Genomic DNA, 12226 nt, shown 5'->3' with positions numbered 1-12226 from the left:
GCTGTCAATCCGTGCCCCGCCCCCGCTCACTGACGACCGACGACCTCGCCGCCGCCGCCCTGGCGGTGATCGATCGCGATGGCCTGTCCGCCCTGACCATGCGAGCGGCGGCCAAGGAGCTGCGGATGGCGACGATGGCGCTGTACCGCTACGTCACGGACCGCGACGAGCTGGAAATCCTGGTCGCCAACCGAATTCTCGATCCGGTCGACGTATCACTACCCCCGGGCACGGACTGGCGTGAGCGCGCCACACTTCTGCTCGACCGCCTGCGCGCGGCCGCATCGGCACATCCCGCCGCGATCCCCCTGACACTGCGGCACCGACAGTCCACACCCGCGAGCCTGCGCTGGATCGAGGCCATGCTCACCGTGCTCACCGATGCCGGATTCACCGGCCCCGAACGCGTCATCGCCCAGCGCACGATCGTCGGCTTCCTGCTCGGTTATCTCCAGAACGAGCACTACGCCTCGCTCATCGGCCCCGGCACCGAGACCCTGGCCCGGGCGTCCGCCGAGCAATTCCCCCTCCTCGCCGAGACCGCCGCCCAGGCCCGGACCATGTCCCCCGCGGACGAATTCCGCGGCGGCACAGCGATAGTCCTACAAGGTCTGGCAGCACGCCTCGAGCAGCGCTGAACGCGCCGTTACCAGTCCACCGAGGCCGGACACCAGGCACCTAAGGACCGGTTGCCGGTCATGCAGTGGTGCCCGTCGCCCGCGCTTGCGCCCCGCGAGGAGGGTTCAGCCGCGCGCTGAACCCTCCGGCCACACGATCGTCACCGGCACATCGCGTTCACGCGCCAACGCGACCACACTGCCTGTGCCGCTACGCTCCCCGGCCTCGCCCGTCCCAGACGGCGAACAGGCGGTCACACGATCCGACCACGACCTCGTTCGCGGCCTCATACGCGTCGACACCGGCGTCATCGAAGTCCATCACCCGGACGCGCTCGGCACGCTGCAGCAGCTCATCGAACAGTGGTGCGTGGTCCGGCTTCACCTTCCGTTCGCGGTAGTTCCGCGAAGGCAGCACAACCTCCAACCGGCCGCCGATATCGAGCACAGCCTTGGCGAACACCGAATCAGCGCCCCGCGCAATGCAACTCACGCCGGTCACCTCGGCGGCGTCGCCGGTCGCGGTGATCTGGCGGACGATCTCTCCGTACACCAGCGGCACGGTGTCCGCGGTGAGGTTCATGTGCCCGGTCACGCCGATTCGCACGGCTCGACTCCTCTACGTCGTTGCACCAACCATGGGCCGGATGCGGTCGCGTAGTTCCGCGACCTGTCCGACCTGCGCCAGCTGCCCGGTCCGGTCGTACACCTTCTGAAGTTTCTTGCGCACCCGGTCGGAACTGGTCTTGCCGACCGTATCCAACGCGTCGAAACCGAGCCGACACGCCTCCTCGTACTCACCGCCGATCATGCGGGCCTCTACGATCCCCAGCTGATCGAGAGCCGAGCTGCGCAACCGTTCCGGCCGCCGCGCGCCGATAGCGCGAGCGATCGAGCCGGCCGCCCCATCGGCGAACGTGGAGTCCCGGCGCGCGATATCCAGCAACCGCCCGCCAATGGTGCCGGCCAGCTCGGCGGAGTCGAAGTAGTTGATCCAGTACGGATCCGACGCTGGATCGGAGTTGCCGAATTCATCGAACGCTTTGCCGCACGCCCGGCGGAACGCGGACGGCCGCCCGAGCTTGCTGTACGCCCACGCCTCCCGCGTATAGAGCATGGCTCGCACTGTCGGAGTCGATCGGGGCGCGAACCGGTCCTGAGCGATCCGGATCAGCTCGAGGGCGTCGGTGGCGCGCTGCCAGTCCAGTTCGGCGCGCTCGGGGCCGGTGCCGTAGTTGTCCAGCGACCCAGACCTCGGCCTGGTGGAGGCAACCATCGACACACCGGGCACCTACCCGTTCATCGTCCGGATTTCCACCCTCGTACCCGCCGACGGATAGGCCGCTGCTCACGGCTTGAACGTGCACCCGTGCTCGCTAGCGTGCGCGCACGATGACACGGATCTTCTCACGACAGCCGGGGTGCGAGCATGAGGCCGGCACCGAAGCGCGACAGACTCGCAAACGGTTGCGATGCAACAGAATTGGCCACCACCGGAACACATCGGGCAGTCGCATCGTCAAAACATGGTACAGCGCAGCGAGTTCGAGGAACGCGAATAGCCGGGTGGAGTCGGCGTCCGCCTCCACCCGGCCGGTTCGCGGAGATTACTACAGGCTCAGGACCGTCGCGGCGGCCGTGCCGGGCGCGCCGTACACCTGGGCGTAGCCGACACGGGGGTTACCGGGGACCTGGCGGTCCCCGGCGGTGCCGCGCAACTGCTGGACCAGTTCGTAGACCTGGCGGATGCCCGACGCGCCGATCGGCTCGCCGTTGGCGATGAGGCCGCCGTCGGTGTTCACCGGGAGGCGGCCGCCGATCTCGGTGGCGCCCTCGGCGAGCAGCTTCTCCTGCTCGCCGTCGGCGCAGAACCCGTTCTCCGCCATGTGGATCAGCTCCGCACCGGCGTCGGTGTCCTGCAACTGGATGACATCGACGTCCTCGGGGCCGATTCCGGCCGCCTCGAAGGCCGCCCGGGAGGCGTACACCGTGGGCGAGACGTCCTCGTCGATGGCCGCCCAGGTGCTGTGCACCTCGTACGCACCGTAACGTCGCGTGCGAATGGCGGTGGAGCGCAGGTAGATCGGGTTCGAGGTGTACTTGCGCGCCAGATCGCCGCGGCACATGATCACCGCGGCCGCGCCCTCGTCGGGCGAGCAGAACATGTACTGCGTGAGCGGATAGTTCAGCATCGTCGACTCGAGAATCTCGTCCTCCGGAATCGGCTTGCGCCGGAAGGCGTTCGGATTCAGCGCGCCGTTGCGGAAGTTCTTCGCGGCGATTTTGGCCAGGGTGCGCTGGGAGATGCCGTGATCCTGGAGGTAGCGATTGGCCTTGATGCCGAAGAACTTCGTGGTGACGAACTGCCCGTTCTCCGCGTACCAGGCGGGCAGCCCGAGCTTGGCCGGATCGTCGGTGAACGCACCGCGCGGGTGTTTGTCCATGCCGACCGCGATGCCGATGTCGTAGCGTCCCGAGCGAATCGCCTCGGCGGTCTGCTCGATCGAACTGGCCGCTGTGGCACAGGCATTGAACACATTGGTGAACGGAATGCCGGTCAGCCCGACCAGCCGGGTGACCGCGTCGGGATTGCTGACCTCGTAACTTCCGCCGAAGCCGAACTGGATGTCCTTCCATTCGGCGCCCGCGTCGGTGAGCGCGAGCTGGATCGCCTCGGCCCCCATCTCGATGGCTGTTTTGGCGAACCGGCCGAACGGGTGCAGGCCGACGCCGATGATGGCAACGTCGTTCATGTCAGGCTCCTTCAGGCCGGCTGGAATGCGATGGTCACGACCTCTTCGCCGCTGTCGTCGACGTAGAGCGGCACGAAGGTCAGCTCGAGCTCCATACCGGGTTTCAATGCGTCCGGATCGGCGGTGGTCAGCCGGGTCTCCACGCGCACCTGATCGCCCAGCTGGACCAGGCCGATGCCGAACGGCTCGAAGGTCTCGGCGGTCTCCTTGCCCGCGTAGGGCAGTTTGGGAACGAAACCCTGTGTCGTCCAAGCGATCAGCGTGCCGCGGGTGGGCAGCAGCACTTCGGACATGTCCGGGCCGCTGCAGCGCGGGCAGCGGGACTGCCGCGGCCACGTCACCGCACTGCACGCACCGCACCGGGTGCCGACGAGCTGTGCATTGTCCGCGGGCCACGTGGATGCTTCGGGCGCGAGCGCCTTGGCCATGTGCCGTCCTCCGTCTGTCGTTCATCCGCGTCGTCGTGCGGGCCTGCGGATCAGTAGCCCGCCGACGCGAATGGAAATCTGATTCTCATTTAATGTATACGTCATTTCCGTTGCTGTGAACATCCGGACGGTCACGAGGAGAAAGCAGGCGATCCGCCGCGGCGTAGACATCACAGGTTCCGGCGGCGACCTCGGCCGCGAGCCGGTCCAGTGCGGGATCGCCGCGCAACCGGCTCTGCGCCAGCGACAGGATCTGCGCCCGCGCGCGAGCACCGCGACGCATCCCGGTATCCGCGCGATGGTGCGCGTCGATCGCCTCGGCCAACTCGGCGATTCCGGTGTTCCGCGCGGCGACCGCGGTCAGAATCGGCACCGAGACCTCTTGACGCAGATCGCGCACGGTCTGTTTCGCGCCGTCCCGATCGGCCTTGTTCACCACGAGAATGTCCGCGACCTCCAGCAGACCCGCCTTTGCCGCCTGAACCGCGTCTCCCGCACCGGGATTCAGGATCACCAAGGTGGGATCGGCGACCGCGGCGATCTCGATCTCGGACTGCCCGACACCGACCGTCTCCAGCAGGATCAGCTCGTATCCCAGCGCACCCAGCAGCGTGATCGCCGCGGGAACCGCCGCGGCCAGCCCGCCCAGATGCCCGCGAGTGGCTACCGAGCGGATCAGCACACCCGGATCGTCGATGTGCTGCGCCATCCGGATCCGGTCCCCCAGCAGCGCGCCGCCGCTGTACGGCGAGGAGGGGTCCACCGCCAGCACCGCTACCCGCAGGCCGCGTTCGCGGTAGGTCGCGACCAGCGCCGCGATCGTGGTCGATTTGCCCGCGCCGGGCGGCCCGGTCACGCCGACCACCCGCACCGGCGCGCACTGTCCCAGCTGCGCGAGAACCTCTGCCCGCCGGTCACTTTCGACCAGGCTCAGCAGCCGCCCCGCGGCCCGCAACGATCCCGTGCGGGCCGCATCGATGAGTTCGGCAACCGTCTGCATACGCTACCGCCGCCGCCTCACGGCGCGGGTACCTCGATCACCGTCGCCGAACCCATGCCGCCGCCCGCGCACATCGCCGCGATACCGAATCCACCACCGCGACGGCGCAATTCGTGCACCAGCGTGACGATCATCCGGGCGCCCGAGGCCGCCACCGGATGTCCGAGCGAGCAGCCGCTGCCGCTGAAGTTCACCGCGTCCGGATCCAGATCCAGTGCGCGGATCGCCGCCACCGGGACCGAGGCGAACGCCTCGTTGATCTCGAACAGCTTCACCGCCGACAGCGAAATACCCGCCTTGGCAACGGCTTTGGTGATCGCCTCGATCGGAGCCAGGCCGGTCACCGCCGGATCGACCCCGACCGACGCCCAGGACCGGATGACGCCCAGTGCGGGCAATCCGAGGCTGTCGCTGGCCACCGCCAAGGCCGCGGCACCGTCGTTGGAACCCGAGGCGTTACCCGCGGTGATGCTGAATCCCTCGATCTCCGGGTGCAGCACCTTCAATCCGGACAGCTTCTCCAGGCTGGTGTCCCGGCGCGGATGCTCGTCCACCTCGAACAGCCCGTGCGGGGTCTCGATCGGGACGATCTCCTCCTTGAACCGGCCCTGATCGATCGCCGCGATCGCGTTGCGATGCGAGCGCAGCGCCCATTCGTCCATATCCGCGCGGGTGAGTCCCGCCTTGACCGCGGTGTTCCAGCCGACGGTGATGGACATGTCCAGCGTCGGCGCGTCGGGACGTTCGGGATGCGAGGGCGAGACCCACGGATCGATCCACTCGTCCTCGCCGGCCTTCCACCGGGCCCGCGGCGCGGTCGACTCGGAATTGACCCCACCGGCGATGACCAGGTCGTTCATTCCGGCCCGGATCCCCGCCGCGGCGGTCTGCACCGCCGACATCCCGGCCGCGCAGTGCCGGTTCAGCGCCATGCCCGAGGCCGGGGTCAACCCGGCGGTGATCGCCGCGTGCCGCGCGAGGACGCCGCCGCCGTAGCGGCCCTCGCCGAGGATCACGTCCTCGACGCGGTCCGCATCGATCTCCCCGGCGACGGCGGACACCACATGATTGGCGAGGTCGAACGCGTTGGTGTCGCGCAGGGTGCCTTTGCGGGCGGTCCCGATCGGGGCGCGCAGCGCGGACACGATGACGGCTTCAGGCATGAGTGTTCTCCAATTCGGCGACCAAGGTGCGGCGCACCAGTTTTCCGGTTTCTGTCTTGGGCAGCTCGGCCCGGAACACGATGGTGTCCGGGGTCTTGGACGAGCGCAGCCGCGAGCGCACCCATCCCTTGATCTCCTCGGGGTCGCCCGCGCCGACCAGCACGGCCACCAGGCGCTGCCCCCACTCCGGGTCCGGCACGCCGATCACCGCGGCCTCGCGGATGTCCGGATGATCCAGCAGGACGTCCTCGATCTCGGCGGGTGCGATGTTCTCCCCGCCGCGGATGATGGTGTCATCGGCGCGGCCCTCGATGAACAGGTAGCCCTCGGCGTCCAGGCGGCCCAGATCGCGGGTCGGGAACCAGCCCTCGGCGTCGAGTGCGCTGCGGCCGCCGTACTCCCCGGAGATCTGCTCACCTCGCACGAACACCAGACCCGACTCGCCCGCCGGAACGGGATCGCCCGTCTCACTGCGGATCTCGACCTCGATACCGGGAAGCGCGCGCCCGACCGAGCCGAGCCGGTCCCGCACGGCCGGATCCTGCGAGGCGAACGCCTCGCGGTGGTCCTCGGGACCGAGCACCGCCACCGAGGAGGCGGTCTCGGTGAGCCCGTAGGCATTGACGAATCCGGTGTCGGGAAACACCTTCAGGGCACGTTCGAGTACCGGACGCGGGGTGCGCGAACCACCGTAGGCCAGGCTGGCCAGTCCGGGAGTGGCCGCGTCGTCCCCGTCGACGGCCGCGACGATGCGGGCGAGCATGGTGGGCACCAGCATCGCGTGAGTGATCTTCTCCTCGCGCACCGTGGCCAGCCAGCGCTCGGCGTCGAAGGCGGGCAGGTAGACCACCCGGCGGCCGGAATACAGATTCGACAGCAGGTTCGTCAGGCCCGCGATGTGATAGGGCGGCACCGACACCAGCGAGGCGTGCCCGGGCTCGGAGCCGCCGAACTCCATGGTGTTGAACAGATACGCCATCAGGTGCCGATGCCGCAGCAGCGCGGCCTTGGGCTCGGAGGTGGTGCCGCTGGTGTAGATGATCGCGGCCACGGCGTTCTCGTCCCAGGGCGCGTCGGCCTCGGACTCCCGCGCCGGCAGTTCACCCTCGACCAGTGCGTCCAGATCCTCCTGGCGCAGGACCAGCGCACCGGGATGTTTGTCCAGCAGCGCCGAGAGCTGCTGTTCGCCGAGGCGGTAGTTGAGCGGGACGAACGGCACCCCGGCCAGGGCCGCGCCGAACAGCGCTACCGGATAGGCCAGATGGCTCGAGCCCAGGTAGAGCACCGCGGGGCGGTCCCGTACCCGATCCGCGAGCCGCCGGGCGTAGGAACGCAACTCTCGCGCGCTCATCGAGCGGTCCCCGACCGTGATCACCGGCCGGGGCCCCGGTTCCGTGGCTTCCGTCTCCGCCGAAACGGCCATGTCTAGGATCATGCTGATGTTCATGAGAACATTATTCTCGCAGTCAGAGAGTAGTGATTTCAAGAGAGGGTAACGACATGCAGATCAGTGGAAGCTCGGCGATCGTGGTCGGCGGCACCGGTGGCCTGGGCGAGGCGACCGTGCGGCGGTTACACGCGGCCGGAGCGAAAGTCGTTGTCGCCGACGTCGCCGACGACAAGGGCAAGGAGCTGGCCACCGAGCTCGGCATCCGTTACGTGCACACCGACGCCACCGACGAGGATTCGGTGCTCGCGGCCATCGCGGAGGCCGAATCGCTGGGGCCGCTTCGCATTTCGGTCGACACCCACGGCGGGCCGGCCAGCGGCGGACGACTGGTCGGCAAGGACGGCTCGCCGCTGGCGCTGGAGGGATTCCGCACCACCATCGAGTTCTATCTCACCGCGGTCTTCAACGTCCTGCGGCTGACCGCGGCGGCGATCGCCCGGACCGAACCGCTCGAGGAGGGCGGACGCGGCGTGATCGTGAACACCGCATCGATCGCCGGCTACGAGGGCCAGATCGGGCAGTTGCCGTACTCCGCGGCCAAGGGTGGCGTGCTGGGCATGACCCTGGTCGCCGCCCGCGATCTGTCGCCGCTGGGCATCCGCGTGGTGACCATCGCCCCGGGCACGGTCAACACGCCCGCCTACGGCAAGGCCGCCGACCAGCTCGAACAGTACTGGGGCCCGCAGGTGCCCTTCCCCAAGCGGATGGGCCGCTCCACCGAGTACGCCCAGCTCGCGCAGTCGATCATCGAGAACGACTACCTCAACGGGGAAACCATCCGGCTCGACGGCGCGCTGCGCTTCCCGCCGAAGTGAGCGTCATCCGATCCGGCACCCGAGGCCCCGGCGACGGCCGGGGCCCGGGCGGGCCGCTCGCGGGCAAGGTGGCTTTCGTCGCGGGCGCGAGCCGGGGAATCGGCGCGGCCATCGCCGAGGGCCTCGCGGCGGCCGGAGCGTGCGTGGCCGTCGCCGCGCGCTCGGAGACCGAGGGCCGCCTGCCCGGCACGATCGGCGCGGTCGCGGCACGGATCGAGGCCGCGGGCGGGCGGGCACTGCCGGTGCCGTGTGACGTGTCCAGCGAGGAGTCGGTCGAAAAGGCCGTCAGCGCAACGGTTTCCGCGTTCGGCGGGATCGACGTCCTGATCGCCAACGCCGGTGTGCTGTGGATGGGGCCGATCGAGACGACGCCGTTACAGCGCTGGCAGCGGTGCCTGGATGTCAATGTGACCGGGGTGTTCCTGGTGACCAAGGCCGTCATCCCGCATCTGCGGGCGCGCGGGGGCGGATCGCTGGTCGCGATCACCACCACCGGTGTGGACATGATCGATCGCGGCGCGAACGCCTACTGGGTGTCCAAGGCCGCGGCCGAACGCCTCTACCTGGGCCTGGCATCGGATCTCCGAGGCGACAACATCGCGGTGAACTGTCTGAGTCCGTCGCGGGTCGTGCTGACCGAGGGATGGCAGGCCGCGGGCGGTGGCCGGGAGATCCCGGAGAACATGATCGAACCTCCGGAGACGATCGCTCGCGCGGCCGTTCTGCTGGCGGGACAGGATTCCTCCGGCATCACCGGAACCGTGCAGCGTTCGGAATCGCTTGTCCCGCAAAGCTGATCGGCGCGGCGGCCGGCCGCCACACCTCCGGATCGGCGGCCGCCGCGGGATCCCTCGCTGTAGAGCCGAACTGTCCACCACACCAGATTCCCAGGCGTGCCGGACAGTTCGGTCGAGTCGGGCGCGGGTTTCGCGTGCCGGGCGACTCCGAGCGCTTCGGGCGCGCGGAGGATCACCCGATCACGCGAATCCGCGGGGATCGATCCGCCGAGCCGGTTCGTGAGAGATCATCCGTAGAGGTCGCGCACCACCGACTTCAGCACCTTGCCGGATCCGCCCCGGGGTAGTTCGTCCACGAAGTGGACCGAGCGGGGCACCTTGTATCCGGCCAGCCGCTCACGGGCGAAGGTCAGCAGCGTCTGCGCAGCCACGCTCTGCCCCTGCGCGAGAACGACGACGGCCCGGCCGACCTCGCCCCAGCGCTCGTCCGGGACGCCGATCACCGCGCACGCCGCCACCGCCGGATGCGCGGTCAGCACGTTCTCCACCTCGGCCGGATAGATGTTCTCCCCACCGGAGATGATGACGTCCTTCATCCGGTCCACGATGTAGACGTACCCGTCCGCGTCGACGGTGGCGACGTCACCGGAGTGAAACCAGCCCTCCCGCAATACTTCCGCGGTGTCGGCGGGGCGGTTCCAGTAGCCGGACATGACATTGGGCCCGCTGACGACCACCTCGCCGCGCTCCCCGGCCTCGACCGGCGCGCCATCGTCGCCGACCACCCGCACATCACTGAAGAACGACGGCACGCCGGCGGATCCGGCCTTCGTCCGCGCGTGCGCCGGGTCCAGCAGCAGCGCACCCGGTGACGCCTCGGTCATCCCGTATCCCTGCACGAAGGTCAGCCCGCGCGCCAGATAACGCCGAATGGTGTTGTGCGGCACCGGCGCTCCGCCGCACAGCAGCACTCGGATACTGGACAGATCCGCGGTGTCCCAGGCCTCCAGCGCGGCCAGCGCGTCGTACATGGCGGGCACACCGAACATCCGGGTCACCCGGTGACGTTCGATCGCGTCGAAAACCACTGCGGGATCGAACTTCTCGAGCAGTACCACACAGCCGCCCTTGAGCAGTACGGGCAGGCACAGCATGCCCAGTGCGGCGGCGTGGAACAGCGGCGCGGACACCAATGCCACCTCGTCCGCGGCGATATCCGACTCGACCAGGACGTTGAGGCAGTTCCAGGTCAGGTTGCCGTGCGTGAGCACCGCACCCTTGGGCCTTCCGGTGGTTCCCGAGGTGTACATGATCACGCAGGGATCGTCCAGGCCCACGGGTTCGTCGGGCACGAGCGCATCGCTGCGCTCCTCGTCCACGAGCACTCCGCCGGTGGCCACCGTGATCGTTCGGATCTCGACGGTCAACTGCGCCACGACATCTCGGTACGCCTCGGTGTGGAACAGCACCCGCGCACCGCAATCAGCGAGGACGTAGTCGATTTCGGCCGCGGCACTGCGGAAGTTCACCGGGACGAAGATCGCGCCCACCGCACCGGCCGCGAACAGCAGTTCCGGATAGGCCGGATGATTCGGGCCCAGATACGCGATCCGGTCACCCGCGCGAACACCCGCCGACCGCAGTTCCGCACAGACCCGGGCCACCCTGCGGTACAACTGCGCGAAGGTAATCGACCGGCCCGCGCCCACCACCGCGACCGCATCCGGCGTCATCCGGGCCCGCCGGGCGGGCCACGATCCCAGTCCCCGATTCCGCACGATCAGTCCTCACTCGTCCGATGCCGTTTCGGTTGTGGCCGTGCTTATTTCGCGGGATCGAACGCGCCGAGCCCGGGGCGGTAGCTCTTGTCGTCCAGGAACTGGGACAGGCCCTTCTCCCGGCCGTGGTCGGCATCGAGGGCACGGGTCTGGTCGAGTTTGGCGTACAGATAGTCCTCGGCCTGCGACCAGCTCATCTCCGCGGCGAACCGGTAGCCGACCTTGGCCGCGTGCAGCACAACGGGATTGAGCCCGGCCAGGCGCGCGGCCAGTTCCCTGGTCCGCTCGCGCAGCCGCCCGGCCGGAACCGCCTCGTTGACCAGTCGCATCTGCGCGGCCCGCGCACCGTCGAAGGCCTCGCCGGTCATGATGTAGTAGAGCGCGTCGCGCTGCGGCACCGTCGCGGCCAGCGCCTTGGTCACCACGCTGCCCGGCGGAATGCCCCAGTTCACCTCGGACAGCCCGAATTTCGCGGTTTCGTCGGCGATCGCCAGATCACAGGCCACCAGTGGGGTGAAAGCCCCGCCGAAGCACCAGCCGTTCACCATCGCGATGGTCGGCTTGGGGAAGTAGGCCAGCCGTTTCCACTGCCATTCGTTGCTCTCCCGGCGCACCCGGTACTGCAGCGCGAGATCCCCGGTCGCCTCGACGTCGCGGAAGTACTCCTTCAGATCCATTCCGGCGGAGAAGGATTCGCCCGCACCGGTCAGCACCAGCACCCGGCAGCGCGGGTCGGCCTCCAGATGATCGAGCACCCGGCACATCTCGGTGTTCAGGGCCGGATTCATCGCGTTGCGTTTGTCCGGGCGGTTCAGCGTGACCCAGGCGATCCCCTCCTCGAACTCCACGTGCACGGTTTCGCCCCAGGGCTCGGTGGCTGTCGTCATCGGCGCTCCATTATCAGTATTACTGATGATTTGGCTCCTATGGTGCCGTCGAATCCGTTCGCCGTCAACAGTTCCGGGCTACTCGTCCGCGGGAGTGGTCGCCGAGACCCCGCGCGCGGCCGCCTCGGCGGTCAGCGCGGCCACGCCCTGTCGCAACGCGGCACGCAATTCCGCGCCGCGCCGCGGACTCATCTGGGCGAGCAGACCGGATTCGATCTGCTCGATACGCGGTGCGGCCCGATCGAGCAGCTCACGTCCCCGCTCGGTCAGCGACGCGAGCAGTACGCGGCGATTGGCCGGATCCCGGTCCCGGCTGATCAGCCCGCGCTCCTCCAGGGTCCGGACCATCACGTGCATCGTCTGCGGCCGCAGGAATGCCCGGCGCGCCAGCTGCGCCGAGGACAGCCCGCCGCGCCGCTCGAGCACCGTCAACGCCGTGTACTGCAGCGTGGTCAGCCCGAGTGGGCGCAGCGCGTCATCCATGACCGCCCGTACCGCCAGTTCCAGCTGCTTGATCAGATACAGCGTCGAGGGCGGGGCGGGCGCGTCACGATCGTCGTCGGCTGCGGTCACGAAGGTCATCTTCGCATCGGGTCCG

Annotated in this window: 13 protein-coding genes; 3 read left to right on the top strand and 10 right to left on the bottom strand. The window is 68.8% G+C overall.

Annotated features, from left to right (window positions below; translation table 11 throughout):
- Nucleotides 1-11: 11 nt before the first annotated feature.
- Nucleotides 12-638 carry a TetR/AcrR family transcriptional regulator C-terminal domain-containing protein gene (locus AC5WS7_RS02140; protein ID WP_495952619.1) on the top strand — a complete coding sequence of 209 codons (627 nt, stop codon included), beginning with the start codon at nt 12-14 and terminating at the stop codon, nt 636-638.
- A 190-nt stretch (nt 639-828) separates the two neighbouring features.
- Here AC5WS7_RS02140 and AC5WS7_RS02135 read toward each other — a convergent pair whose 3' ends face one another.
- The 7 genes from AC5WS7_RS02135 to AC5WS7_RS02105 form a co-directional block, all read right to left on the bottom strand.
- The gene (locus AC5WS7_RS02135) at nt 829-1224 is read right to left on the bottom strand and encodes a hypothetical protein (RefSeq protein WP_495952618.1); all 396 of its coding nucleotides are present in this window, start codon (nt 1222-1224) and stop codon (nt 829-831) included.
- 12 nt (nt 1225-1236) lie between these two features.
- Nucleotides 1237-1893 carry an NsdA family TPR-like regulatory protein gene (locus AC5WS7_RS02130; RefSeq protein WP_495953711.1) on the bottom strand — a complete coding sequence of 219 codons (657 nt, stop codon included), beginning with the start codon at nt 1891-1893 and terminating at the stop codon, nt 1237-1239.
- A 334-nt stretch (nt 1894-2227) separates the two neighbouring features.
- Entirely contained in the window at nt 2228-3370 is a 1143-nt protein-coding gene (locus AC5WS7_RS02125) for a thiolase family protein (protein ID WP_495952617.1), read from the bottom strand.
- A gap of 11 nt (nt 3371-3381) precedes the next feature.
- Nucleotides 3382-3798 carry a Zn-ribbon domain-containing OB-fold protein gene (locus AC5WS7_RS02120; RefSeq protein WP_495952616.1) on the bottom strand — a complete coding sequence of 139 codons (417 nt, stop codon included), beginning with the start codon at nt 3796-3798 and terminating at the stop codon, nt 3382-3384.
- Nucleotides 3799-3883: 85 nt separating this feature from the next.
- Nucleotides 3884-4798, bottom strand: a complete 915-nt coding sequence (gene meaB, locus AC5WS7_RS02115; RefSeq protein WP_495952615.1) for a methylmalonyl Co-A mutase-associated GTPase MeaB — start codon at nt 4796-4798, stop codon at nt 3884-3886.
- Nucleotides 4799-4815: 17 nt separating this feature from the next.
- Entirely contained in the window at nt 4816-5961 is a 1146-nt protein-coding gene (locus tag AC5WS7_RS02110; RefSeq protein ID WP_495952614.1) for a thiolase family protein, read from the bottom strand.
- Nucleotides 5954-7408 carry a class I adenylate-forming enzyme family protein gene (locus tag AC5WS7_RS02105; protein ID WP_495952613.1) on the bottom strand — a complete coding sequence of 485 codons (1455 nt, stop codon included), beginning with the start codon at nt 7406-7408 and terminating at the stop codon, nt 5954-5956. The genes AC5WS7_RS02110 and AC5WS7_RS02105 overlap by 8 nt, the downstream gene beginning before the upstream one ends.
- Before the next feature lie 53 nt (nt 7409-7461).
- On the opposite strand from AC5WS7_RS02105, the gene AC5WS7_RS02100 reads away from it, so the two are divergent.
- Together AC5WS7_RS02100 and AC5WS7_RS02095 are read left to right on the top strand one after the other, a co-directional pair.
- Entirely contained in the window at nt 7462-8226 is a 765-nt protein-coding gene (locus tag AC5WS7_RS02100; RefSeq protein WP_495952612.1) for an SDR family NAD(P)-dependent oxidoreductase, read from the top strand.
- Nucleotides 8223-9023: an SDR family NAD(P)-dependent oxidoreductase gene (locus tag AC5WS7_RS02095; protein ID WP_495952611.1), complete on the top strand. Its 801-nt coding sequence runs from the start codon at nt 8223-8225 to the stop codon at nt 9021-9023. The genes AC5WS7_RS02100 and AC5WS7_RS02095 overlap by 4 nt, the downstream gene beginning before the upstream one ends.
- Nucleotides 9024-9250: 227 nt before the next feature.
- Here the strand turns inward: AC5WS7_RS02095 and AC5WS7_RS02090 are convergent, their stop codons facing one another.
- The 3 genes from AC5WS7_RS02090 to AC5WS7_RS02080 all read right to left on the bottom strand — a co-directional run bounded on the left by AC5WS7_RS02090 (nt 9251) and on the right by AC5WS7_RS02080 (nt 12201).
- On the bottom strand, nt 9251-10741 hold the full coding sequence (locus tag AC5WS7_RS02090; RefSeq protein WP_495952610.1) for an acyl-CoA synthetase: 1491 nt from the start codon (nt 10739-10741) through the stop codon (nt 9251-9253).
- Nucleotides 10742-10785: 44 nt separating this feature from the next.
- Complete coding sequence (locus tag AC5WS7_RS02085; RefSeq protein WP_495952609.1) at nt 10786-11628, bottom strand: p-hydroxycinnamoyl CoA hydratase/lyase; 843 nt, start codon at nt 11626-11628, stop codon at nt 10786-10788.
- 78 nt (nt 11629-11706) lie between these two features.
- Nucleotides 11707-12201: a MarR family winged helix-turn-helix transcriptional regulator gene (locus AC5WS7_RS02080; protein ID WP_495952608.1), complete on the bottom strand. Its 495-nt coding sequence runs from the start codon at nt 12199-12201 to the stop codon at nt 11707-11709.
- Nucleotides 12202-12226 lie beyond the last annotated feature (25 nt).

It is taken from the genome of Nocardia sp. PLKS1-43, assembly GCF_059510335.1.
The sequence above is the reverse complement of the archived record's forward strand: the minus strand, read 5'-3'. Positions and strand labels throughout refer to the sequence as shown.